The sequence below is a fragment of the Acidisoma sp. S159 genome, from assembly GCF_009766125.1.
Taxonomy (GTDB): Bacteria; Pseudomonadota; Alphaproteobacteria; order Acetobacterales; family Acetobacteraceae; genus Acidisoma.
Map to the genome: position 1 here is coordinate 49200 of NZ_LMUG01000065.1, position 25698 is coordinate 74897.

Below are 25698 nucleotides of genomic sequence, written 5' to 3' on the forward strand. Positions count from 1 at the left end.
CCCCGACATAAAACTAACCGCCTAATGCGCGGTGGCTCGTGCGGCAGGCCACAGCAGATTGCGCGCATTCCGGCCAGTCGGGTCGGAATGCTGCTAGCTCTGTACAAGGGGGTCTTCTTCGGCCAGCTGCTCCGACTAAAGAGACCGCGGTGGACCGCCGGCTGCGGCTGCATGTGCAGAAGCACAGCGCCGGCCAGCCATCTGAACCTCGCCCCTCGACTGCCGGTGAAGGCTTGCGGAGCTGGCTCAAACCAACCATCAAATATAATTCCTACGCAGGCTGAGCGCCACCCAGTCGCCAGACACAAGGCTACGTGACCCGAATACTGTTGCCGTCCCAATGCTCGCGCGGCATTGGGTTGTTACGGCTCTCTATCCGAGCTTTGCGGCATAGGTAGCGAACAGGATGCGGTAACGTAAGGAATAACGTCGATATGACTACGGCTCTCGTCACAGGAATTACCGGCCAGGATGGTGGGTATCTCGCTCAGCTTCTGCTCGCGAAAGGCTATCGGGTGGTCGGACTACTGCGGCGCTCCGCCTCCTCGGATGTGATTGGCGAGCGGCTGCGCTGGCTTGGGATTCTCGACAAAGTCGAACTCATCGACGGTAATCTTTCCGACCTCTCCAGCCTGATCCGGATAATCCAAGATGTCGCCCCAGACGAGGTCTATAACCTCGCGGCGCAGAGCTTTGTGGCGGCCTCTTGGCAGCAGCCTCTGCTGACCGGCGCCGTCACCGGGCTCGGGGCCGCCAATGTGCTTGAGGCGGTGCGCATCATCCGACCTCAGGCGCGCTTCTACCAGGCCTCAAGCTCCGAGATGTATGGCCTTATCCAGTCGGAGATCCAGAATGAGCGGACACCCTTCTATCCGCGCAGCCCCTATGCTTGCGCCAAGCTCTACGCTCATACGATGACCGTCAATTACCGCGAGAGCTTCGGACTGCACGCGAGTTCGGGAATTCTCTTCAATCATGAGAGCCCGTTGCGTGGCATCGAATTCGTGACGCGCAAGATCACGGATGGCGTGGCGCGGATCAAGCTCGGACTAGCCGAGGAATTGCAGCTCGGCAATCTCGAAGCCCGCCGCGATTGGGGCCATGCGCGGGACTATGTCCGCGCCATGTGGCTCATGCTACAGCAGGACCAGCCCGATGATTATGTCGTCGCGACGGGTCGCACAACGACGATCCGAGAATTCTGCCGCATTGCTTTCGCCTGTGCAGGGCTGGAGGCGGAACGTCATGTGCGCACTTCCACCACGTTGATGCGCCCAGCGGAAGTTGACGTGCTACACGGCGATGCCACGAAGGCCCGCGAGCGGCTCGGCTGGCAGGCGGAAGTCTCGCTCGAAGATCTGGCGGCCGAGATGGTGGAAGCCGACCTCGCGCGCCATCGCAGGCGGGTGAGTTAAGAACGATGCGGGTGCCGCAGGTCCCCACGCGAAAAGGGTCGGTTTGCCGGCACACCGCCGCGGCCGCCTTCGCGGCTTAGCCATGGCCGAGCAGGTTTTCCCTCGCATTAGCGAGCCCGGCCGCGACGCAGCGGCAACTCAGGCCGCTGCGCTCCTACGAGTGGAACGTGACTATCTACGGGCGAAACTCGCGGAGCTCATCGCCGATGATGGTGTTATTGCGCAACAAAATACATGGCTCCGCGCGGAGCACGCCGAGAAGACGAGCCTTGCGGCACTCCTTGCGGAAAGCGAATCGCGTCGCGAGAAGCTAGAGGTCAAGCTCGACAAAACTGCATCACAGGCCGCCGATCTCCGGTGTCAGCTTGCCGAGCAAGCGGGTCTGAAGCGGGATTTTGAGCAAGCCACGAACGAGGCTCGTCTCGCCGCAGACGAGGTTCTGTCGCTGCGCAGGTCAAAAAACGCTCTTCTCGCCTCCTCCAGTTGGCGGATCACAGCTCCGCTTCGGACGGTTGCCTCCCGTCTACCGGGGTTCGGACGTTCTTTACGGCGGATGATGAAGCTGGCCTATTGGCTGATGACACCGCACAGAATTCCGCAGCGCCTGGCCGCGCTGCGGTCTCTGCGACGCGAACGAGGCTTGCCGCTTCCCCTCTTGCCCGCCCGAGCAGATGTCCAACGGGCCGAAAACCCTGTTCCAGCCACGCCTGCCCTCTACCTCTTTGCTGGAGAATTCGTCCCCCTCGAAGCGATGCTCAATTTCGCCTCGCACGTCGACGAAGGAAGCGTCGCCGATTTCATCACAGCCGTCGCGAATTTAGCGGCGATGGCCACCTCGCGGTCAGTGCCTATGGCCGAGGATCATGTGCTCTTCGCGAGCATCATTGGCGATCTGAATCATGTCAATCTTTTTCGACGGCTGGCGAGCGAGGGTGTGCATGTCAGCGTCCTGCTCCACCACCTTGGTCCGATAGAGCGACCGAGCGGCGTTCCGCCGCTCCAACGAGATGCTTTCCTAGATGATCTGCGAATAGTGCTGTCCCTGGCGCACCGCGTCTTCGTGCCAAATGCGATGATCCAAGATCAGTTACACAAGTTTGTCGTGTTGTCAGGGTGGCCTGTGGCCGGCGAGATCGTCATTCTGTCCATCGGTACGGCTATACCGGGTCTTTACGACGCTATACGGACCGTACTGCTGCTTGATCGGTCGGAAGATCCCACCTCAAGACCCCTCGCCCGCCGCGTGTTCGTAGATCAGCGGCCGATCGCCGCCATGGCGGCCTTTGAGCGTGCCCGAATCTGGTGTACGGAGACCGATCCCGAGGTCTCGATCATCATCGTAAACTGGCACGCAGGTCCGCGCACAGTGGAATGTGTGCGCTCTATCTGGGCAAATACTGAAGGTTTACACTACGAGATCCTGATCGTTGACAACGGCAGCGGCAGCGGTGAAGTAGCGTTGCTGCGCTGCCTCGGTCTCGGAGTCCGCATAGTGGATCTTGGCTGCAATCGCTTCTTCGGTGAGGCGAATAATATCGCCGCCGAACAGGCGACCGGCACCTTTCTGTGCCTCCTGCACAATGACGCCGCCGTGCAGCCGGGATGGCTGCGCGCCTTGCGAGATACTCTCGTGGATGAGGCAAAAGGCGGCGTGGTCGGACCGCTCGTCCTCAATACCGACGGCTCAATCCGAGAAGCGGGGACGATGATTGATGTCCTCGGCTATCCCGTGAGGCTCGGGCGGGGACATGCCAGCGACGCCGCAGCTTTCCTTGCTCCTCGAACCGTTGACGCGGTTGCCGCTGCCACGCTGTTGATGCCACGGGCACTCTATCTGCAGGCAGGCGGCTTCGATCTCGCCTACGAGCCCGCGGGTTATGAGGATTTCGATCTCTGTCTCAAGATTCTCGCGTTGGGGCAACAGAGCCTCTATTGCCCGGAGGCGCGCGTTATCCATGACGAAAGCGTCCCAATGTCGAGTGAAGCCGAGGCACGGCGTATGGCGTTGTACGACCTTAGCCACAGGAAATTCGTTGCGCGCTGGAGCCACTACTTGGAGAGCCGGTCTACTGCCGATCTGCAACGGATTGGGAGGACCATCGTACAGTGTGGCACCCGGCTGCGACCGGGTGGCGATACGTCTCACTCAAGAAAGAGAGCTATTCTTTACACGCCCTACCTTCTGACGCCAGGCGGCGGAGAGCGTTACCTTCTCAGCTTCGCTGCGGCCCTGTCCTCGAGCCTGGACGTAGCCATTGTCACGCCGCATCCCTATAGCTATCTGCGCCTCGATAATCTTGGGCGCGAATTCGGCATTGACCTGTCGCAGTGCCGACTCGAGACTTTGGACGACTCCCCGTGTAAGACAGCGCCGAGCTTTATGCTCACGATGGGTAATCACATCATACCGCCAATCGATGCGCGTGCACCGAACTCGATTTATCTCTGCCAGTTTCCCTTTGCGATCTCATCGCATGACATGGCGCAAGGGTCACTCGACGGCTATGGTTCCATCATCGCCTATTCGGATTATGCTAGGACGCACATCACAGCAGCTCTTAGGGCGAACTACCTGCCGTCGCGTCCAGTCGAAGTGCTCTATCCCCCGGTGCCGTTCGTTGGTAGCTCGGAAACCACTCAGGGGCAGCAAAAGCAGCCAAACATGATCCTGAATGTGGGTCGTTTTTTTGTCGGCGGCCACAGCAAGCGGCAGGATCTCTTGATTGCCGCCTTCCGCGCCGTCGTCGAGCTTCTTCCCAAGGAAGACCGACTCGAGCTGCATTTGGCCGGCTCTTCGATGCCAACGATGGAGGATATCGACTATCTCGCGAAGCTGCGGCGTCTTGCAAATGGTCTGCCAGTGTTTTTCCATGTCAATGTTACGCCAGAGGATCTGGTTGGCCTTTACCAGAAGGCCGAGATCTATTGGCATGGCACCGGTCTTGGCGCCGATTTAGAGCGGGAGCCAGAGAAGGCGGAGCATTTCGGCATCAGCCTGGTCGAGGCGATGTCCGCTGCCTGCGTCGTGTTCGCCTATGACTCAGGCGGACCTCGTGAAATTATCACTGACGGAGTTGACGGCTTTCTCTATTCCTCCATAGAGAGCTTGGCGAAGCAGACGCACCGACTAATCCGCGAAAACGAGTCCTTCCGGAAAGCGATCGGTCGCGCGGCAGGCCACCGGGCGGCTGACTTCTCTACAAGCCGCTTTAGTTCCCATGTGCGCAGGCTAGCCGATGCATCGGTTCGTTGAGAAAGCCTGGCACAGACGCGGCTCGCTCTCACGGGCTGGCGAGAAATTATTGCTGGCGAGGCGTTGAAACGCGTGTTGCATTCTCTTCGTTCCCTGGATCAGGCCATCCGCCTAATCAACAGTGCCGAGGTCGTAGCTTTCGATTTCGATGCTTTAATAATGCGGCGAGCGGCGAGTGGCGAGGCCGTACTGAGCTATGTCGGCTTTCTGCTGCGGCAGCAGGATAAAAGGCTCACGGGCTTCGTTGACCGTCGTAAGCGGGCGGAGCGGGTGGCACGGATGACGTCGGGGCAAGAAGAGACTCTCGATCGCAGCCTAATCTATGCCTGCTTTCCGTCGGATGAAGTCTGGTCTAGCACCGTGATATCGCGGGCTTTAGCGCTTGAACTCAAGATAGAACTCAGTGCTCCGGCACCCCGTCTCGACGTTGTGGCTCTGGTCGATTACGCGGCGCACCAAACGAAGAGAAAGATCGTAGTCACCGACGCGCGGGTTCCGCGTGCATATGTGATGGATGTTCTGAAGGCCTGCAATCTACTGCAGCATTTTGACTACGTATATCTGTCCGATGAACGGTCTCCCAAGGCGGATCCGGCTGGATTTGGTGCCGTCGTGGCCGCGAAGGAAGCTGTGGCGCTCGGGGCCATTCTGCTGATTACCGGCGATTGGGCGCTGGCCGGTGATGGTGCATGGCAGCGTGATTGCAACTGTGCGGTGATCACTTTGGCAAATTGGCGGAGGGTCGCCTTCGCAGATTCGGAGGGCAGCTGTGACTGGAGGAGCGAATTAATCTTGTCCCCATTCTCCAAGCGGATCGCTGGCCACGTCTACGGCGTCCAGCAAGGCCAGATGATCTCGATCACTACCGAATCTGAGTTCGGTTATCTCGTCTTGGGCCCTCTGTTGCTAGGCTTCATGGCATGGCTATTCAACGTGGTGGCGCTATCGCACTGCGGCCGGTTGCTCTTCGCCTCGCGCGAAGGATATTTCCTGCGGAACGTATATAACCGACTGAAGTCAAGGCTACATCGCGATCATCTCCCAGAAGGGGAGTACGTCTATGTGCCGCCACGGCTCGTGCTTGCGGCATCACAAGTATTGGACTTCGACACGACACGAATCCTGGCCAGAGCCAGACCGTCGAGTGTTCCGCTTACAGCCGAGGTTTCCCTTACCAAGGATGGTGACCACGTAGAGGAGGTTCTCCGCAAGCCCGAACCGGAGATCGTCGAGCAGGCCGAGCCCAATCCCGTGGACTTCTTGGCTTATTGGCGGAGCTTGGAGCTGAATGACAACGACACTGTGGGATTGATCGACCTCGAGACCTCGGCATTAGCGCAGGAGGCGCTGCAGGAACTCATAGGACGTCCGTTGCTCGGGCTCTACTTGACGAGCGACCAAGCGGATAAAAATGGAGAGGTAACCGGGGGATTGGCCATTAGCTGCTTCCACGACGATGCCGGCTTTCATGGTAGTGGCCAACCTAAGTTCGGCCCAACCGAGCGGAAGCTTCTTCAAGCGCTATTCACTTCGCCACATGGCCCAGTTTCACATTTCTCTCTTGATGCGACAGGTCATCCCGCACCAGTCTTCTTAGATTGCGATGTTACGCAGAAGCAGGTTCTCGAACTTCAAACTATTTTCGCTGGAGCGGAAGCTTATTGCAATGACGCGTTATCCTCATACGGGGACAACTTGTTTCAGGCTTTAGCCCACGAGCAGTCCGCCGGTCTGGCGCCGTTGCGCATGCTCGCGCTGAATCAGATTGGCTTGGGTGGTGCGCTCAGAGCGCTGGTTCGCGGCGAAGACGCTACAGAGCGGCGCGGTTCCATTGACCTAACTCCCTTGCGCCCCGACCTGAATAATCCGAGACCGGAGATCAGAATGCCGAACCGCAAACCGGTAAGACTCAGAGTGCTGGACGACTTGCCCGCCGTATATCACTCCTATGCGCTATTTGGTGTCGAGAACCATCAAATCCCCGGAATTTATGCGCGCAACCAATTGAGTAAGCAGCCTATTATTCTTGCTTACATCCAGTTCGCAATCGCAAAATGCAAGAAAACGATTGCTGATCAAGTCTCGTTCGCGGAACTGTTTTGTGCCGATGGCTTCTTCGCGATGAGCGCGATCCATCTAGGAGCCACAAGCAGCTACGGCGTCGACAACGATCGGGATGACCAATCCGGCGTTATGACCGAAATCGCGGAGAGATTGGGCTTAAATGTCAGCCTGAAGAAGATGGATGTCGCTGACATTGATCAGCTGGAGCAGGTGGATATTGTCGCGAACGTCGGGGGTCTTTACCATGTCAGTAACCCCGATGAAATTCTGGAAAAGTCCTACAGGCTTGCGAGGCGGTTTCTGGTGGTACAGACAGTTGTCTCGATCGCGAATAATGATGTGGACTATTTTGAGACTCCGGCTCCTGGATGGACTTGGGGATCTAGATATAGCCGGAGTTCATTCGAACGGCATCTGGCTTCGAAGAGATGGAAAGTCATCGATAGCCACTTCAATCTTCTAGAAGGCAACACGCGGGAGGAGGACCTGGGCAGCTGCTACGCTCTTATCGAGAAACCCTGAGCCGCGTTCGTAGCCTAAGGCTCGTTTGAGAGCCTCGGTAATCGAGGGGATTGGCAAGTGGCTTAGTCGTTGGACCACATGCCAAAACCCATGTTGTAGGTCGGATGCAAGCCTCGCCGGCTTCCAATGCTCGCCAGCAATAAGGTAGTTCAGATTAAGGGCTCTTTCCTTTTTACAAACTTTACGCAGACGCAGCCGGGTCAGACGGGCACGATCTGCCGCACCAGATCGTGGATAACAGCCGCGAGTACGAGGCTCATGTGATACCGGCGACGCCGACAAGCATGACTACGGCGCCGATCCTGGCCGATAACGATCACTGGCCCCTTCACCCATTCATCCAATCACCCGGTGGCGATGTGCACAGAGCATAGAGCGACCCATCCCAGAGGAAGCGACAAGATGCTATGGGTAGGATTAGCTTTCTTGACGGCGGCTTTATACGGTAAGAGACGGCAACCTGCCCTGTCTCGACCTTGTGCTGAGGTGGTCCTAGCGGCACTCCGTTCTCACCACGAAGGTATGGCGGGAGCTATCGACGGAGCGGCCTTTGGTGTCAATGCCGCGTGAATTCACTCCGGTATCAACATTTGGTATCTGCGCCGCGTTTCGTGACATGATGTCTCTGGTGGCTACCCCTTGCATCTAAGGCGCCAAACCCGAACTGAACAGCGCCCGGGCCTAAGGCCCTTCAAACAAGGACGTAGCAATATGGCAACCAAAGAAAAGACCTTATCTGACGCCTTCTATGAAACGCTGAAGGACGTGTTCTATGCGGAAAAGCAATCTGTCCGGGCGCTGAAGAAGTCGGCTAAAGCTGCGAAAGCATCGGAGCTTAAGAACGCTTTTGAGAACCATGCCGAGGAGAGCGCGCACCAAGTTGAGCGGCTCACCCAGATCTTTGAGCTCATCGGAAAACCCGCCCGTGCCAAAACATGCGAGGCCATGCAGGGAATCACTTCCGAAATGGAAGAGGATTTAGAGGAGTTTGCGTCAACTGAGGCGTCGGATGCCGTGTTAATCGGGTGCGGCCAAGCTATCGAACATTACGAAATGGCACGGTATGGCACGCTCAAGGCCTGGGCCAAGAAACTTGGCCTCTCAGATGTGGAGAAGTTGTTGGGCGAGACGTTAGAAGAGGAAAAAAAGGCCGACGCTCTGCTCTCCCAGATAGCGGAGCGAGACCAAGCTGCAGTCTCTGCAAAGGCAGCGTAGGACCGCCCTTCTGAACAGAACTAGCCTGCCGATAGTGGCGGGCTAGTTCTGACGCCCACTGAAGCAGTATGCCAAGCGGCAGCTATTTCCGGCCGCTCGGCTGTCCAACCCACTTCAACGTCATAAGATCCAGTGCACAGACCTGGCCTATATGCTTTGCCTCTAGGTAGGCGTTCACCCGCATCAAGTAGTCAGAAGCCTTAGGGCTTGTGAGATCCCAACCCTTCGGAAAGAAGCTCGCCATTCCGTTGAGTGTCGGCATGCCACGAACCTCTGCTATGAACATTGAATCCACATTGTTGCTGTAAAATGCATCGATTAGCGAAGGTTCTAGGGGTGGCCCAGGCCGCTCGTTAAGCGCAAAGAAAGCGCGGCAGTAAGATGGCATCGGCGGCACACTATAGACACGCACCATTTCCTGGGGGCGTTGCAACGCTACCGGCCAGGAGCAGTTAATTTCTTCCGCAATCAGGAAAAGGCCGAGGATTGCGCCTATAGCGTATCGCCCGAGGAGCTGGCGCGTTGACCCTTCGGGAGTTGCGGCTGTGAGCCGCCGCACAGCTTCCATTGCGAGCATGATTATGGGAAGTACGAGAATTATTTCATATCTTGAAATGACGCGGACCGCCTTAGCTGCCGGAAAATACGCGTAAAACAGAGGCCAGACACTCATGCCGTAGACATGAATCGTGAAGAGCCACGTCAGAAGCGTCGTGAAACTCAAGGCAATCCACACGCGCCGTTGACTACCGCTTTTAAGGGCTGTCAGAAGACTGCCGATCGCTGCAAGCAAGAGAAGCCCTGGAGGCATCCCCATCACATGCTCGCCGGAAAGCGGGAACTCAGCCCCCAGAAGACTAGAAATGCCGCGGTCGAGTTGCCCGTATAACCAGTTGCGTGAGCCAACATTCATTATGTCAATTAAAGAGGGTGAAAACTGCATAACCTCCGAGACGGGGTGCATGCCCGTCTCGGAGGCCGTTGGAAGGTAGATTCGGAGAAAGGGAAGGAGACCAACCAGCGCAACTACGCCCACTCCGACAACGGGCAGCTGGAGTCTGAACAATTTCTCCGATTTCCACCATTGTGGCCATGGTAACGGCTTATGCAGCCTTTGAATGAGAAGCGCGACAGCGAAGAAAACGGCGAAGAAGGCGGAAAACCACGCAGTGTAAAACGTTGTTATCAGCCACAGACAATAGAACAATGCGCCCGTCGCTCCCCAGAAGAATATGCCTATGGGGGAGTCTCGTTTGATCGCGCCAAGGGCTCGAAATAGAATGATAATCAGACAGGGCAGGAACGCCACGCTTAAAAGCTGGGCATGATAGGCATTGACATACGTATTGTTGGATAAAGTGAACAAAGTTGCACCAAGTGCGCTTGTCAGCACCGGCATCCTGATGACGCGCAGAAGACCGTAGCATCCAAAGAAGCCAATGACTTTTATTGTTAAGTTCGTGAGATCCGATGAAAGCAGCGGATCCGCTTTAAGAAAGCGAAAGAACGAATATGTTAGACCATACAGAAAATAGGCATCGTTATATCCAATTGAATCACGAATCGGGTAGAAAAAGAAGCCCTTGTTCCAATGGGAGAGACCCCGTAGGAAATTCCACCAATGTTCAAGTATCGTGATTTCTATCAGACCGTCTGTCCGATCGCCGAACACTAAATGAAATCCGGTGTGAAATTGAATACGAAAGAACGCCCAGTTAGAACCGAGGCAAGCACTCAGGACGAAGAGCCAGAAAAGCGGCTTCTTGCTAAAGGAAGCCAGTCTGGTCCATATCATGTGTATACCCTAGCGAGTTCAGATAGTATTAATGGACCACTCGGTGCAGCGGCGGGGGATGAACTTCCTATCACCGAGAGGTCGCGACATTAGTCTCTATTGACGTTTCGACATCGACATTTGACTGAGCTATCTTCTTTCGACACATATCGTTCAACGCTAAGCTTTACAAACGCTAAGCTCTACATTTGCACAGTTTCCGCTACACCGCTGCGCCCTTTTCGTACGTTCCTCTCCGGGCGCGAAGGACCTCCAGTAAGTGCACGGGCTTAGGCTATGGAAGCAGCCTGGCATCGCTGAAGGGGTTCTCTTGCGGCCATTGGCCGACACCTACAGTAATGATGAGGCGTCAAGTTTAGCACGACGCGATTTAATAATCGGGAAGGTCGGCGATGCATCGCTTGGCGCCCGAGCTAGGGGCTGGCTGCTGCTGCTTAGCTCGACGGGTCGAGACCCCAACCTGCGCGCAGATAGCGATTACCCTACAGTAGAAGGGTCTGCGATTGGCATGGGAGGGGGGATGCGTCCGAAAGGCCCCTCATCATCCGGCAGGGTAACAATGGGCTGACCCGCCGCGATCGACCGGATATGCAAAAGCCACTGATGTCCACGCACCCCTGGCGGCTGGGCGCGGACGATCCCGAGGCCAAGGTCGCGCAATGTGCATTCCAGCCACCCGCGATCAAAAATAACAGCGTTCCACGGATCATCGAGATTGATGTAGAGCGCGTTCTGGAAATCATGCATCATAGGGAAGTATTTCTTGTCGAATAGGAAGAAACTGGCTGCAAGCTCACCGTCATCACGAAGGACGCGCGATACTTCTCGTAAATAATACTCGGCATGCGACTCAATTGTATGGGTGAAGACTGACAGCGCGATCACCAAACTGAACGCTCCATCATCTGCTGGCATCGGCAGGACTGCCGGTTTCCCCTCGCCGGGGTTGAATGACTTATTATCGACGTCGTGATGGGTGAAACTGAACGCAGTTGCATGCGGAGCAAGATTCTGCTGGCACCAACGAACCATGCCAGGGTGAAGATCAAAGCCGACATAACGCCGTGGTCGCGCGTGCTGCATGAGCATTTGTCGAGCGAGCCGTCCACAACCGCAGCCAAAATCGCCAACGGACTCGAACCGAGCCTCATCCAGGCCAAAGATTGGCGCTCCACTCGGATTGCCAAATGCGGCTATGTCTGTGGGACCGACAAGCTGTCGCATTTCGAACGGCGGAATGGGAAGCTCGGTTGACGAGGACATATGCTGGCTCCGCGGAGGGTACTGACGTCGCTTAGACTAAGCCCAATCTGTTGGATAGATCATCCCACGACGTCTCAGAGGTAGCCTGAGAGTTACGCACAGAAGGAGTCCGTGCTCGCCCCGCAATTTCTCTAGGTAAGCGCCCATTTGGTGGGATAACTATCCCGTTACAATCTTGGATTGGATCCGTCCGTAGGCAACCCCCATTTTATGTTTTCCTTTTGGATTATCTGATACGCGCGCTTCAGCAAACATGCGATCGTCCCATACTTCGTCGCGCACAACGTCGAAGCCGGCATCGCTTAGCATATCAACGACGCACAAACGGTTAGGCGACCAGAAGTTCGTGAGGTCCCCGGCGAGCGAGTCGCCTTTGTAATATCTGGCTATGGCTACGTCCTGTCTTAGGGTGGTGTCGCAGTGGGTTTCCAAGAGGAGAGTCCCACTGCAGACCGCCCGCAGCTTGTGAAAGGCTCTCATCATGTCCGGCAGATGGTAAAGTACGCCTAAGAAAAGGACTGTATTGAACCGGCCGAGACGCTCAGTATCCAAGTCGAATATATTGGCGTGCTCGTAGGCGAAGCTGCGGCCTGTTATCCTCTCCATCACGCCGAACCCATGCCCATCTTTTGACCGAAAATCTACAGCCGTCACATCGCCGCCAAGTTCCGCTATACGCAGAGTAAAGAAGCCATCTGAGGCGCCGATGTCCAACACGCGCTGACCGGTGATGTCACTATCAATCCGAAGCTTGTTCCAGAGGTTTTGTGGATCATAGGACCCTGGCGTGACTAGTCCGGGCATGATCTCGAACCTATGATGCCAATGACGAACCCCGTTCATAAGGGCCGTGGCGTTCTCCATCGAGATGGCTTCCTTCGCCGTGTTCATCAATCGCCGCCTTCTATGGATGCACTATGATCGTGGCACCTATTGAGGGTCTCGGCCAGCCGCTCTTTTCTCCCCGTGAGGCAGGCGCGTTGCTAATTAGTAAGCGAAAGGTATAGTCGAGCAGCGACAGGCCGGGAATTTGCTCGGAAGGCCGATATGAACTTGGCCATGTTACCGCTAGTCTGCAACTGGAGCAGGAGGCACTTCGACAAGTCGCCTCTCGGCTTCAGCTGATTTATGCCTCACGATCCTGGTCGTTGACTAGGCCGCGGCGCTATGCGGGTTGAGTAAGTTGCTCAATGGGAGGTGTAAAGCTCGATAGAGCCTCTGATAGTCTCGCAAACCATTTGGATCAGAGCTTGCAGAGATAGCGACGAGCTGGCGAATGCTGGTAGACGACGCACATCCGGGATAGACAACCCGCCCTCAACTATATCCAGCACAGGCTTCGACTGCAGTAAGTGGACCTCAATCAGCTATGGGGTACCGTGATGGAGAAGTGCTCGGTGTCGCCACTCATAAAGGCATACGAAGCCCCTGCTACGGGGGTGTTGTTTACACCTATGCCGCTAAGATAGAGGTTACGATCATCATGCGCACCGGCAGCCAGAATGCCCGGCAGATTCACCGTCTGATCCTGACCTGCGGCATTTGAGGCGGTGGCCGATGCCCCATTGATCACCTGTTTACCGTCAACCGTGACAGCATATTTGGCATCACCCTGATAGGCATCTTCTGAAAGGAACAGAGACACGTTTCCGCCCGTCGTTGCCGTGACCGTTGTAGTCGCGTTAGATGTCACCGCCGTGGTGCTTGTTGGGCTGCTTTGGATGTCACTCACAGCAAGGGTTGTCGCGACTGCTGTTCCTGTCGGGTTCGTGTTAGGCGTGAAGACGGCCCCGTGTAGCAGTGTTGCCATAGCGGACGGGGTACCGCCGCTTGTTGACCCAATGGTGTAAGTTCCGGGTGTGCTAGTCTGAGCGATCTCTGTTCCGGAGAGTATACCGTTGGCGGAACCGCCCGATACTGTGACAGTAAGCTTATCGATGACGCCAAAATCGCGATCCGCAATAGTGGCATTCTGAAATGGGTGGACCGCCGCGCTATCGGTCGTGGAGATAGCAGCAGTGACGCCACCAATAGTCGGCGCATCATTGACTGAAACGGGGTAGCTTGAGGCCGGTAGTTTAGCGTCAGCCACAGAATTATAAGTGCCTGTGTCTGAGATCGGAGAAGACTGATTTCCGGTAAGCACGTTATCCTGAGCGATAGTAAGGTTGGCGGCAGTCGAGTCTTGGCCGTTGACGGCTTGGATGCCATATAGCTGTGTCTGCGTCGAGCCGGTGTTGCCAGACACATTGTGCGCGAGTGTAATACCGCTCTGGCCATTGGCGTCTAGGACAATTCCCCCTGGGTGCGAGCGGATCAGACAACAAGACGACGGACCGTCTCATCTTCGGCTTCGCTTTGGAACTTGTGTATCAAAATAAGTTGGGCTGGCTCTCCACGTGCTCAGCAGACACATGGTGAGCCTGCCGCTGCAACCCGGCCCCTATTCCCTCTGCCGTGCTGCGGCGTATAAAACTGGCCTGATCTTGGCGCTGCGTCCTTAATCTCCAAGATGATTATGTTCTACTAGAATGCTTCGCAGTTGCGCGCCCTGCCAGATAAATATGCCGCCCCTTGCTGTGTTTCGGTGGCTGATGCCCCGGCCCCTGTCTTGGCCTTCTGCTATGCAAGCTAGGGCAAGGGTAACGACAACTCTCCCCCTTAAGCTCACTTTGACAATGAGCGCTCCTGCCTTAAAGTTCAGGCAAGACTAGGGCTTCGTCTGCCAGGTTCCGTTCAGAAGGACTGCCATGCCCGCTCACATCGCTGGAACTTCGTGCTCATGCTGCGTCGGCCCAGCACCGATAAGCCGCCGTGCCGCCTTACTTGGGACAGGCGGTCTGCTCGCAGCAACTGCGTTTGCCCCAGCGGCACGGGCACAAAGCAAGCTCTCGCCCAACGCCGCGCTGAAAGCCCTGATGGATGGGAACGTGCGGTTCGTCGCCAAGCAGCTGACCTCGTTCCAGGAAGATCTCGACATCCTCAAGCAGAACACGGTCGCCAAGCAAGAGCCCTTCGCCGCCGTCCTCGCTTGCGCCGACTCTCGCGTGCCTGTCGAACTGGTCTTCGATCAGAGCATCGGCCACGTTTTCGTCACCCGTGTCGCTGGCAATATCGCAAGTGCCGAGATCATCGCGAGCCTTGAATACGGCGCCGCCGTGCTGGGGACTCGGACCATCCTCGTCCTGGCGCATTCCGGATGCGGTGCCGTGAAAGCCGCGATGGCGGGCAAGGCAGTACCCGGCCAGATCAGTACACTCTATCGCTTCATCCGGCCGGCAATCGATCGCGCCAATGGCGACCTGACCGTCGCCGAGAAGGTCAACGCGATGATACAGGCGGGATTGTTGCGCGACGCGTCGCCGGTGCTCTCCGATCTGGTGAAGCAGGGTAAGCTGAGCATCGCTGCGGCCTACTACGATCTTGGCACTGGCAAGGTCACGCTGTTGGCCTAGCGCAGGACCTCGTGGTCGGCGTCGACACCCATACGGGACTTCGCCAGCACGAGACCGGCGCTCTCGATGTAATTGCGAGGGGTGAGCGCGCACAGAGGATGATCATGTAACACGGTATGATTCATGCCCACGAGGGTTGATGATCGTACCTTCAGTGAGCTGGATGAGGTCGCCCGTCGAGCCGACCGCTTCCGTCGCGATCGTGGAGCCGCCAAAGTCAGGGCATCTCAGCCGTGGTTCATGAACGGGCACAGTACGCAGATATTAGGGTGGAGAGTTCCAAGCGAAATTGCCCTTCGCCGTGGCTCTGCTTCGTGCCCGCTGGACCGTAGAGACGGGTCTTAAGATGAGCGTCGCTCAGCTCCAACGGTAACGGCCATGAAGGCCAGAACGCCGAAACCGATGGAACATCTCCCGCAGGGTCGAGGCGCCACCCAGGTCCGACGGGCCACCTCTCGCGTCGCCAAGCCGGCGTCTAGCCCCAACCTCTATTCTCGCGCGCTCGGCGCATCGCGATCCTCTCCGTTGGCATCGGCCCCTCCAAAGTGAAGCGACCTTATCGAGCCAACGAATGCCCCACCCTCCCACAAACCCGGGCGGATCAAATCGGAATGGTTGGCGCCATCAAATCGGAACGATGGACGCATCACCCCGGAATCTGCACGTCTTAAAGTGCGGCTACCTGCACGACGGGTGCATTTTGGGAGCTTTGGAATCACGTGGCCGGAGTATGGTTGATGCGTGGACCTTGCATATCTGACGTGTGCACGAGACGTTCCTGAAGGTAACTTTTTACTCCCCTCTCGCGTCGAACGGCGTCAGCCTCAAGGAATGGCACCGGCAGACATCTCGAAGATCACGCGTGAACTGAAGGCAAGAGGACCGACACGGCGTTCGGCCCTTCATAAATGGCTGCTAACTAACCACGCGAAGCTGGCTCCCCAGTTCGATAGCCCCAGGTGCAGTTGGGTCAACGCGGCGGAGCTTCTGGGGGCCGAAGGTCTGGTCGGCGCGACCGGTAAACCGGCGTCGCCGAAAGCGCTTCGTCAAATGTGGCTGAGGGTTACCCGGGATGTCGCGCGTGCGCGCGAAGAAGCGGTCGTGACACGGGGGCGGTCTCCCAAGCCTGCTCGATCCCGATCGCAGAATAACTGGCAACCCCCGCTGGCTATCGCCGCCGCCAGAGGCAGGGCCGTTACTGCCCGCTCCGGTGGTTTGGGTCGCTCCGCCGTTAGTGGGACTGCCACTCGAGGAAGAGCCAAACATCCCACATTCGACGAGAGCGAGTGGCGTCGCAATGGCTGCCACTCGGAGGCAGCGAAGTGTTGCGGACGTCATGCACGTTCTCCTGGATCGTTGAGAGTCCAGGCGTGCCTAGAGCAGGCGCAGACGTCCCGCCAAATACGCGACGCCGAAGATGACCAGCGCGGCCGTCAAAGGTTGATCGCGGATCAACTCTGCGACATCCCCCAATATGTTTTCCGCCTGACCACGCGCCTGATTGGCCTTGCCACGAATTTGGTTGCCGGTGTCGCCGGTCAGACCGCTGGCAGCGTCCTGCACTTTGCCGTTGATGTCATCGATCGTTCCACTGAACTTGTTCTCGCTCATGTCCTATCTCCTGATGAGTGCCCTGGCTGGGGTGGGATCGCGTTAGCAACGCCCGCCGCTGCACAGGGGGCGTTGCGGTTCACCTACGCCTTCGCCCCTTTTGTTCGATCACATACTGCGGCTGGCGTCGCAGAAGGTCCTGACCTAACAGTAGGCCCGCCACTCCAGCAGCCAGCAAGACCGTTCCCTTGTTTCGACGAAAGGCCGAGCGACTGGTCTCAAGCATGGCCTTCGGCGGCGGCAGCGCGGACAGACTGACAGCTGCCACGGACCTGGTCGTATCGCGTTATGTCTGCTTCTTCTTGCCGGCCTTTGACTGCAAGATGCCGATCAGCAACACAATGATTGCAAGCAGAAGCATTGCCGCCGCTGTGATAATGGCAGCCCAGAAAGGTCCAAGTCGTTCCTGCACAAAAATCCAAAGCGCCGCCATCAGGCAGCCGATCGCCCGCAAGACGATCAGACCGGCAATCAGGGCGCAAACAATCAAGATCGCGGTGCGGCGCACCAACGCAAGCGCGTCCTTCACCATCGTCATTGGATTGAACGCTAGAGCGGCGCCCAACTTCACCAGGCTGCCCATCGACGGCATTCAATGCGTCCTCAGCGGGTGAAGAGTTTGGAGACGGCAAAGCCGCCGACGAAGGCAATCAGCAAACTGGATACAAGCCAGTCCTGCACATGCTGAGACAGCCTCTGCCGAACGCTGAGTTCGTTTCGACACCCCGCCGTAGATATCGGAGGTACTCCCACTAATCTTTTCGGCTGCGTTCTGTCCGATCCGACTTCCCTCTCGTATAGTCAGGTCCTTCATCTTTGATGAGAGTCGCAACGTCACCTCTCAGTACCGCCAGGTCATCTGCGATATCCTTGGAACTCGATGAGGCATGCCCGCCTGAACGTCGCTCATTCTTACTTCCTGACGCTAAAAAGACTGAGGAAAATTGGGCGATACGGCGCGAACGCAATGACCGTGGTCCGAAGTTCCAGATACGAGGACGATCTTGACATAGACGTGATGCAGTTGGGGATTAGCCGCTACTCGCTAATGTGACTACCCGGTCCATTGGACGCGGGTACCTCAAATCCTAGAGCTGTTCCGGACTGCGGCCCATCAACTGATGGAACATGCGAATTCCGGGGTCATGTCGCCCTCCATTCCGATTTGGTCTCGCCCGGCTTTGGGTGGTGATCGGGGATGATCTGAGCCTCTGCTGGCCTGTTTACCGTCTGCTCCTTGGGGAGCGGCGGATACCGATCCTGAGGGCGGTCGTGTCGTCAGAAATCGACGGCTCGCGTGATGCGGGTTCCAGTGGCTAGAAGCTTGTATCGTTGGCGGCCTTCAAAAAGGTCAACAGTCGCTCGTTCGACGCAGGATTTTCGCCGTCCATATTTGCCGAGAGTTGCGCGTGTGCTCGTGCCAGTTCGGAGTGGACAACTTCAATCGGCGGCTCCAAGCATCGCAGTTCCAATTCTACATCGAGGTCATAGTAGCCGAGGCTATCTTCGGCAGCCCGGTTTCTGAACCAAGCCATGAACGCAGCTGTCCAAAGACCCTCGAGTTCCCCGTCAGATAGATTTGCGTCAACCCTGCCGCGGCGAAGGTAGGCCTCCATTTCCCGGGTCATTTCGATATCGAGAAGGTCGATACGGGCGCTACAGTTAGAGGCTACATCAGCCACCAGGGTGCCGACCGAGTGCTTGCATCGCTTGCTTACTCGGGACGAGGCAATGGCGCTCGATAATTGGATTGCTAACAAGCATCGCAACTAGGCCCTAGGAGGGCCGCCAGCGGCGTTCATCCTTAGAACGTTCTAAGGATGGACATCGAGTTACTTGCTCATCTTGATTGTGTCGCGCCTCTCGCATCCTGATCGCCTCGCCCTAGTGTAGAGCTGGCCGGCGCGAAGCTTGGCGATCCGCGCTCCGGTCACGACGTCATAGACTATTAATCGCGCGTGTTGCCCGACGGCCTGAGGTCAATAGGAGGCACCTCGAGGATGACGTAGTTGGCCCCTGGATGGCTCGCACAACCTCCGCGGCAAGATGAGCCGCTGATCCTGTCGCTGGGTGAACTAACCGCCGGCCCATGCTTTCGACTCTCATCAGAACGACCCAGAACAACGCATGAACAAGACGGCGAGTGAAGTCCTAGATACCGACGGCTGATGGGATGAGGGACAGATTGGAACCGATGAATGACCGATTGGCGGCTGTGCGGACGGAACTGGCCCGGCCCGGGCAACGACCAACCGGGGGTTGCACGAATGGTTGAACACAACTTCAGAGAGAAATGTGCATAATTGGGGTCGAGGCCAGCGAATTCGACACTCGCTGGGGCGGGGTGCCCGTAGTCTGGCCCATGGGGTGCTGGACCACGAGGCGGCAAGCAGTTGGCCGCTCACCTATCAAACGCCGAAGGCGTCCGGGTCTTTTTGCTCATCTCTGAATAGGTCCAACCCGGACGCCGAAACTCGATCCAGCCTGAGATGATTCGTAACCTTATTTTTCTCCGGATTTGATCCGCGCCGATCAATGCACCGGGCTCAGCAATCTGAACATCGCCTAGCATGGCGAAGCTCGCAGTCACGCCGCCCCATGTGTTGTCAGCCAGAACGACGATTAATGGCAGCGCCGCCTCTTTGATCGATTGTACTTGTCCGGAACCTCGGGGCCTTTGACTTACCAAGCCACGAACTGGGCACGGTAAAACTTGCCCACTCGTACCTCTCCGCTTCAGGAACACGCGACCCGTAGATTGATAGGCATACGAAACGTGAAACGTGTCTCCGCCGGGGTGGAGGTGACGTCTAGCCTGCCGCCATGCGCCTGAGCGATCATTGAGGCGATGTACAGCCCTAGCCCGAGCCCTTGCTGAGTTGGTCGCAGCGAATTCCTATAAAACGGCTGGAACAGATGCTCATTGCCGCCGGGGAATTGGTTCCCCCGAGTTGGCAACGTACAACTCGAGGAAATCGTTGTGGGTCCAAGCCTTCGTAGTGATCGGGGCATCGGGAGCACCATGCGTAATGGCATTCGCCAGCAGGTTGGAGAATAGCTGGGCGACACGCTCTCGGTCGCAGGAGACGGTCTGGACGATTGTGAAGTCAGTTTCGATAATACGGTCAGGCTAGGCCGCTCTCAGCTCCGCAACGATTAGGTCAAGCAACGGCACAAGCGAGTCGCTCGAGATCTGCTGCAGAACGATTCCGCCACCCAGACGCCCGCGAGCGAAATCGAGGACACTGTCGATAAGTCCGCCCATCCGTGTCACGCTGCCCTGTATCAGCTTAATTATGCCGACAGCTTTGTCGTCGAGCGGTCGTTTGGTCAGCAGCCTAATTCCGCCATCGATCGCGGCAACTGGATTGCGGAGATCGTGGCCGAGCACTGCAATGAATTGCTCCCGCAATTCGGCGTCCTGGCGTTGGTCGATCAGCTCCTTGTCACGAGCGTCGCTATAATCCTGCGCATCCAGGTGGCTGGCGATCAAGTCGGCGAACGCCTTGAACATCGCTTCTGTCGCAGGTGCCTTCAGTTGCCGAGGCTGCGGATCGATTGCGCAGAGGGTACCGAACATTGAGCCATCGGCCCTGATGATCGGCACCGATATATAGCTTTGAAAGCCATAAAGCTTAGGTGTGTGGTGTTGACTGTATCGCGGGTCTAGGTCAACGTGATCGATGACAACCGCTGCACCGTCTCGCTGGATTTCGCTGCAAATGGTTGTCTCGATCTTTAGCTCTCCGCCCGGTTTAAGGCCAAAGTTGATCTTGTCGAGCAGATTGCACGCGATCCATTGATCGTCGGTGACTCTGGCCACTGCCGCGAAGCCCATGCCAGTCGTGCGACAAATCACATTGAGGATCATTGGAACGGCATCAATTCGACGGATCGCAGCTGTCGCAGCCCCTGCGACGTCAGCCATGGAAACACCCCACTTCTCTTCTATCCCGCAGTTTAGAGCATCAGGGTGAATGCGTCATCTTCGACGGGCTGTTGGTGGAGGATGAGGCCCTTTTCACCCGTTAGGGTTTGCCGCCGCACCGACAGTTCCGTTATCTCACTGTCATCGCGGCTCATCGAGAACTGGCTCTCGCGGCTATTTGCGACGACTTCGATTCGATTTCGCCCGAGACGCTTCGCTTCGTACAGAGCCGCATCGGCACGAGTGAACAAGGTATCCGGGCTATCGCCGAAGGCTATTGTCGCAAGGCCTATGCTGACGGTAACGCGAAGCGTAGCGTGTGTTGCCAACTCGATCTCAAGGTTCTCAACCATCGCCTTCACGCGCTCCGCGAGTGTGACAGCCGTGGCGCCGTCACCCGAAACGATGATCATGAGCTCGTCTCCGCCGTAGCGGGCAACGATGTCGGTATGTCTACATTGTCGCATTATAGCGCCGCATACGGAGCGGAGGACTGTGTCGCCTGAAAGATGGCCATACTCGTCGTTGACTGATTTGAAATGGTCTATGTCCACGGCCATAAGGGACAAAGGCTCTTTCTTACAGAGCGCAATTTTAACGGCTTCCTCAAGAGTGAGATCAAAATAGCGCCGATTGAAAACGCCTGTTAGCTGGTCCTGATGAGCAAGTTTCTTAAACCTGGAGATATCTCGAAAATCTCTAACTGTTTGAAAGGATAAATCTGCAACACCGTACACAAACAAGCTAACGAGCACGGCAGCCGTTCCAACAAGCAAGTCTTCTCTGATACCCGCCTGCTCCTCCCCCTCCGCTAAAAGCTGGGCGATATAGCCCATGTAGGAGATTGCCAGAAGCACGACGATTGCGCGTAGAACGTTCCATCTGAAACGCAACGGTCCCCTCTTGAGGTCAGATATATTCCTGGTCATCTCGCGGAGAGACCCCAGATGCAGTACCAGCCCAATAAGAAACTGCGCCACGACGACAATTCTTAGCATCGGCGTGAAGCCTCCTATGCGGAAGAAGATGGAAGGCTTAACCAGCCGACTTGGGCGGAAAGAAGGATTTTCTCGGGCGGTGACGCTAAATCACGCGAGCGTGTTGGTTTAGGTCAGCAAGACCCAGATCTATGCCTCCGAACTGACGAAGCCGACCGGTATCGACATTAAGGGGTGGCTTAACGGCGCGCTCTAACACCGCAGCGTCACGTTCCTTGGCCACGGCCTCACTTGCGGCATGCGCGTCGGCCGAAGGGCTGGATCTCAGGTTTTAGATACCGGAGACGAGAGAGCTGGCTCACGCCGGTTGCTCCTTTGATGGCAGCTAGCTAGGAAGTCGGTTGTACCACAGACTTCGCGGCTCGGATGCGTCCTGCGCATAAGCAAGCTGAACAACCGGCCGCCGCAGCTTCGCGCGCGGTAAGCAAACTCGTCTGACGTCCCACACGGACACCATTCGGATCGGCGAGATCGGCTGCGAGGGTTCGGCGGCGCTAAGCATTCTATTGAGCCACCAATTTCGCGGCCTGGCCCGATGTGTTAATGCGAGACCTGCCACAGCTAGAGGAGCGGGCGCTTGCGTGTCACTATGATCGGCGGCGGCTATGTAGGACTGGTGTCCGGCGCATGCTTCGCGGAATTCGGCATGGAAGTCACCATTGTCGAGGCCGATGACCGCAAGCTCGGCGCGCTGAGGGAAGGCCGTATCCCGATCTTCGAGCCAGGGCTCGACCGGCTGGTCTCAGAGAATGTCGCTGCCGGACGCCTCTGCTTTACCGGCGACATGGATGAAGGCCTTGCCGATGCGGAGGTCGTCTTCATCGCAGTCGGCACACCGACGCGGCGCGGCGACGGCCATGCCGACCTTACCTATGTCTATCAGGCTGCCCAGCAGGTTGCACGCAAGCTCAAGAATTACGCCGTCATTGTAACGAAATCGACCGTTCCGGTCGGGACCGGCCGGCGCGTCGCCGAGATCGTGCGCGAGACGCGCCCCGATCTTGACTTCGACGTTGCCTCCAATCCGGAATTCCTGCGCGAGGGCAATGCCATCGGGGACTTCATGCGGCCGGACCGTGTGGTCATCGGCGTGGAGAGCGACCGTGCGGCGGACATCCTGCGCAGCCTCTATCGTCCACTCTTCCTGATCGAGACGCCGATCATTGTGACCTCGATCGAAACGGCGGAGCTCACGAAATACGCCGCTAACTCCTTCCTCGCGATGAAGGTGACCTTCATCAACGAAGTCGCCGATCTTTGCGAACGGGTGGGCGCCGATGTGCATGACGTGGCGCGCGGGATGGGGCTGGACGGCCGGATCGGGCGGAAATTCCTGCATCCTGGACCGGGCTTCGGTGGTTCCTGCTTTCCGAAGGACACGCTCGCCATGGCACGCATCGGCCAGGATGCGGGTGCGCCGCAGCGGCTCGTGGAAACCGTCGTCACCGTCAACGATGCGCGCAAGAGCACGATGGCGCGACGCGTCATCCTTGCCTGTGGCGGCTCGGTGCGTGGCAAGCGCATCGCCGTCTGGGGCCTGACCTTCAAGCCCGAGACCGACGACATGCGTGACGCGCCATCGATCCCCATCGTCAGCCGCCTCGTCGAGGATGGTGCAGAGTTGCATGTCTTCGACCCGGAAGGGATGGAGCAGGCGAGGCCGCATCTGCCGCCGCAGGTGATCTACACGACCGATCCGATCGAGGCCGCGACGGGTGCCGATGCTTTGGTCATTGTGACGGAATGGAACCTCTTCCGCGCGGTCGCGCCGGCGCGGCTGAAGGCCCTGATGCGCGGATCGGTCATCGTCGATCTGCGCAACATTTTCGATCCGGCCGCGATCCGCGCCGCCGGCTTCGCCTATCACGCGATCGGCCGCGCTTTGCCACCGCTCGAAGAAGCGGCTCGACGGGGTGCCGCCTAATCCGGATTGCGTGCGCTATTGCTCATGATGGTAGCCTCGGGCCAGGCGCCGTTTAATCCGCCGGGGAAAGTGGCATCGCTTGAACCGCTCGGGCACGGCTCTCAGACTGGCTACTGAAGTTACGCAGGGGAGAAGCGAGTTGATCGGGACAGGTCGCTCCTATTGAAAGTGGCAACGTTCTCAGAGGCTTTTCCCAAAGCACGCGGATTAGTCCCGCTCCACTATCTGGAAAAAGTCCCATAGTGCTGCGTTCCTTATATTGAGGCCATTGACGAAGGCGCTTTGCTGTTCGGATACGACTATTCCAGTGCAAGGGTGGGTGCCCAAATCTCCTATGAGGAAACCCAGGACCAGCGCGGACCAGCGTTTCGATCAGGGTGCTGTTCCCCGCTCTGCGTGCTATGGCGGCGAGGGTGACGCCCGTGGTTCTCTCTGGCTGTCGCGTTCGCTAAATCACTCGTGTGTGCGACTTGGCTTCCCGTTGCTTTCTGCTGTTTATTGCTCGCATTGGCTGCGCTATTTCGAGATCGAGCCCAAGGAACTACACTTCAAGATGATAGCCCTGACCTTCTGCGGGACGAAGGATAGGTCTGAACTCGATCAGATTGCAGAGGCGTCGCCGTGAGAGTCTCCATCGCCATGACCACCTATAATGGCGCGATCCATCTGCAAGAGCAGCTCGCCAGTCTCACGGGCCAGCACTTCCTGCCGACTGAACTCATAGTGGGCGACGATGGCTCAACAGATGGCACGATCGAGATTCTTGAGTGCTTTCGCCGTGAAGCACCGTTTCCTGTCGTCATTCATAGCAACTCAATCCGCCTCGGGTACCGCGCCAATTTTATGAAGATCGCCCGCCTCTGCACGGGTGATTTAATCTCTTTCTGTGATCAGGACGATGTTTGGTTGCCAAACAACCTAGATCGAGTGGTGGGGAGCTTTGCCGATCCCGACGTGTTATTGACGTTTCACAATGCCCGCGTTGTTGATGGTCAACGTCACCTGATCTCGCCGCTCTATGCTGAGCCTCCGTCCGCATTCATTTCTCCCCGATTGGCGTTGCCGCCCTGGATGTCCTCTTACGGCTTTACGCAAACCTTTCGGGCCGATCTCCTTCCGGCAGCGGCTTTGTGGGGCCAAATGAAGGATCACTACTACCCTGACGAAGCTATGGGTCACGACCTGTTCTTCTTTCTCATAGCTTCGGCGGTGGGGAAGGTATGCTATATTGACGACGAATTGACTGAGTATCGCCTCCATGGTGGCAACACAGTCGGTACGGGCAAGCGCACGAAGCCCGGCATGGTGGAGCGCTGGCGCTACCGTTTTGAGGATCGATCCGAAACCTACGGCTATTTAGCGCGAGTCGCGCCGATTGACGCCGAACTGTTCTCGCATTTATCAAAAATGGAAGCGTTTCCAAAACATCTGCGGCAGCGATCCACCGAAGCAGCTGTGGCATGGAGAGAGCTCGGTCCAATATACAGCGATCGGGCCCAAGTGTGTTCAGCCCGTCTCATTGATCGGCTTGTAGCATTTGTTCATCTATGTCGTAAGGGCGGCTACAGTGAAGCCAGCTTTTGGACGTTCGGCTCAAAAGCCATGATAAAAGATTTGGTCTTAGGCGTAGTTCTCGCGCCTTTGGTCCGACGCCTCGGCCGTACTTCTTCTCGCGACGACCGGTCCTGTCGGCGTGGCCGCTGCAGTCAAACGTGACACAATGGACAGAGCGTGGCGGTCGGACATAGGGACGCCGCTCACATGCGCAGCGTCGCCACGTCGGGAACTCGTCCCATGGTCCTTATTCTTCTTTCCGTCGACGGAGGCCTTAGCGCGCTCGAGGCCTGAGTTGGTGCGCTCGATCAGGAGGTCACGCTCGAACTGGGCGACGTGGTTGATGACGCCCATCGTCATGCGGCCCGCAGCACTGGTTAGATCGACGCCGCCGAGGGTGAGGCAGTGAACCCGCACGCCGAGCTCGGCCAGTTTGGCGACCGTGCTGGAGACGTCGATGGCATCGCGGCCGAGGCGGTCCAGCTTGGTGACGATCAGGATGTCGTCCTGCTCCAGTCGGTTCAGCAACTGCTGGAAGCCTGGGCGCCGCGCGATGGCTGAGCTGCCGGAGACGGTTTCCGAGACCACGCGGCGGCGATCGACCTTGAAGCCGGCGCCCTCGATCTCGCGGATCTGGTCCTCGGTGGTCTGGCCGACCGTGGAGCGAACGTAGGCGAAGGTGCGGGACATCTGCGATTTAC

Annotated in this window: 19 protein-coding genes and 1 pseudogene; 7 read left to right on the top strand and 13 right to left on the bottom strand. The window is 57.4% G+C overall.

Annotated features, from left to right (window positions below):
* Nucleotides 1–434 precede the first annotated feature (434 nt).
* From GSQ92_RS22490 to GSQ92_RS22505, 4 genes are all read left to right on the top strand, one after another.
* Nucleotides 435–1415 carry a GDP-mannose 4,6-dehydratase gene (locus tag GSQ92_RS22490; RefSeq protein ID WP_159014053.1) on the top strand — a complete coding sequence of 327 codons (981 nt, stop codon included), beginning with the start codon at nt 435–437 and terminating at the stop codon, nt 1413–1415.
* Nucleotides 1416–2448: 1033 nt separating this feature from the next.
* The gene (locus GSQ92_RS22495) at nt 2449–4668 is read left to right on the top strand and encodes a glycosyltransferase (RefSeq protein ID WP_159014054.1); all 2220 of its coding nucleotides are present in this window, start codon (nt 2449–2451) and stop codon (nt 4666–4668) included.
* Nucleotides 4669–4731: 63 nt separating this feature from the next.
* The gene (locus GSQ92_RS22500) at nt 4732–7254 is read left to right on the top strand and encodes a hypothetical protein (protein ID WP_159014055.1); all 2523 of its coding nucleotides are present in this window, start codon (nt 4732–4734) and stop codon (nt 7252–7254) included.
* A gap of 711 nt (nt 7255–7965) precedes the next feature.
* On the top strand, nt 7966–8469 hold the full coding sequence (locus tag GSQ92_RS22505) for a ferritin-like domain-containing protein (protein WP_159014056.1): 504 nt from the start codon (nt 7966–7968) through the stop codon (nt 8467–8469).
* 82 nt (nt 8470–8551) lie between these two features.
* Here the strand turns inward: GSQ92_RS22505 and GSQ92_RS22510 are convergent, their stop codons facing one another.
* The 4 genes from GSQ92_RS22510 to GSQ92_RS22525 all read right to left on the bottom strand — a co-directional run bounded on the left by GSQ92_RS22510 (nt 8552) and on the right by GSQ92_RS22525 (nt 13775).
* Nucleotides 8552–10264: a hypothetical protein gene (locus tag GSQ92_RS22510; protein WP_159014057.1), complete on the bottom strand. Its 1713-nt coding sequence runs from the start codon at nt 10262–10264 to the stop codon at nt 8552–8554.
* A gap of 477 nt (nt 10265–10741) precedes the next feature.
* Nucleotides 10742–11527, bottom strand: a complete 786-nt coding sequence (locus GSQ92_RS22515) for a class I SAM-dependent methyltransferase (RefSeq protein ID WP_159014058.1) — start codon at nt 11525–11527, stop codon at nt 10742–10744.
* Between the two features lie 159 nt (nt 11528–11686).
* The gene (locus tag GSQ92_RS22520) at nt 11687–12418 is read right to left on the bottom strand and encodes a bifunctional 2-polyprenyl-6-hydroxyphenol methylase/3-demethylubiquinol 3-O-methyltransferase UbiG (protein WP_159014059.1); all 732 of its coding nucleotides are present in this window, start codon (nt 12416–12418) and stop codon (nt 11687–11689) included.
* 472 nt (nt 12419–12890) lie between these two features.
* Nucleotides 12891–13775, bottom strand: coding sequence for a hypothetical protein (locus GSQ92_RS22525; protein ID WP_159014060.1), 885 nt, complete (start codon nt 13773–13775; stop codon nt 12891–12893).
* Between the two features lie 682 nt (nt 13776–14457).
* Here GSQ92_RS22525 and GSQ92_RS22530 point away from each other — a divergent pair.
* A complete protein-coding gene (locus GSQ92_RS22530) occupies nt 14458–14982 on the top strand; it encodes a carbonic anhydrase (RefSeq protein ID WP_216856915.1) in 525 nt (174 codons plus the stop codon).
* A gap of 1374 nt (nt 14983–16356) precedes the next feature.
* On the opposite strand, the gene GSQ92_RS22535 is transcribed toward GSQ92_RS22530, so the two are convergent.
* From GSQ92_RS22535 to GSQ92_RS22555, 8 genes and pseudogenes are all read right to left on the bottom strand, one after another.
* Nucleotides 16357–16593: a CsbD family protein gene (locus GSQ92_RS22535; RefSeq protein ID WP_159014062.1), complete on the bottom strand. Its 237-nt coding sequence runs from the start codon at nt 16591–16593 to the stop codon at nt 16357–16359.
* A gap of 286 nt (nt 16594–16879) precedes the next feature.
* The gene (locus GSQ92_RS22540) at nt 16880–17185 is read right to left on the bottom strand and encodes a hypothetical protein (RefSeq protein WP_216856916.1); all 306 of its coding nucleotides are present in this window, start codon (nt 17183–17185) and stop codon (nt 16880–16882) included.
* A gap of 724 nt (nt 17186–17909) precedes the next feature.
* Entirely contained in the window at nt 17910–18275 is a 366-nt protein-coding gene (locus GSQ92_RS22545) for a hypothetical protein (RefSeq protein WP_159014064.1), read from the bottom strand.
* A gap of 821 nt (nt 18276–19096) precedes the next feature.
* A pseudogene (locus GSQ92_RS31105) lies at nt 19097–19285 on the bottom strand (acetyl-CoA carboxylase carboxyl transferase subunit beta); the annotation flags it as partial.
* Nucleotides 19286–19329: 44 nt separating this feature from the next.
* Entirely contained in the window at nt 19330–19605 is a 276-nt protein-coding gene (locus GSQ92_RS31110; RefSeq protein WP_254066668.1) for a sensor histidine kinase KdpD, read from the bottom strand.
* On the bottom strand, nt 19514–19714 hold the full coding sequence (locus GSQ92_RS31835; protein WP_371418581.1) for a sensor histidine kinase: 201 nt from the start codon (nt 19712–19714) through the stop codon (nt 19514–19516). The genes GSQ92_RS31110 and GSQ92_RS31835 overlap by 92 nt, the downstream gene beginning before the upstream one ends.
* Before the next feature lie 9 nt (nt 19715–19723).
* Nucleotides 19724–20521, bottom strand: coding sequence for a GAF domain-containing protein (locus tag GSQ92_RS22550; RefSeq protein WP_254066669.1), 798 nt, complete (start codon nt 20519–20521; stop codon nt 19724–19726).
* A 32-nt stretch (nt 20522–20553) separates the two neighbouring features.
* Nucleotides 20554–21519: a GGDEF domain-containing protein gene (locus GSQ92_RS22555; RefSeq protein WP_159014065.1), complete on the bottom strand. Its 966-nt coding sequence runs from the start codon at nt 21517–21519 to the stop codon at nt 20554–20556.
* A gap of 577 nt (nt 21520–22096) precedes the next feature.
* Here GSQ92_RS22555 and GSQ92_RS22560 point away from each other — a divergent pair.
* Nucleotides 22097–23443 carry a UDP-glucose/GDP-mannose dehydrogenase family protein gene (locus GSQ92_RS22560; protein WP_216856917.1) on the top strand — a complete coding sequence of 449 codons (1347 nt, stop codon included), beginning with the start codon at nt 22097–22099 and terminating at the stop codon, nt 23441–23443.
* Between the two features lie 639 nt (nt 23444–24082).
* The gene (locus GSQ92_RS22565) at nt 24083–25159 is read left to right on the top strand and encodes a glycosyltransferase (RefSeq protein WP_159014066.1); all 1077 of its coding nucleotides are present in this window, start codon (nt 24083–24085) and stop codon (nt 25157–25159) included.
* On the opposite strand, the gene GSQ92_RS22570 is transcribed toward GSQ92_RS22565, so the two are convergent.
* Nucleotides 25064–25687, bottom strand: a complete 624-nt coding sequence (locus GSQ92_RS22570) for a recombinase family protein (RefSeq protein ID WP_159014092.1) — start codon at nt 25685–25687, stop codon at nt 25064–25066. The genes GSQ92_RS22565 and GSQ92_RS22570 overlap by 96 nt on opposite strands.
* Between the last annotated feature and the right edge of the window lie 11 nt (nt 25688–25698).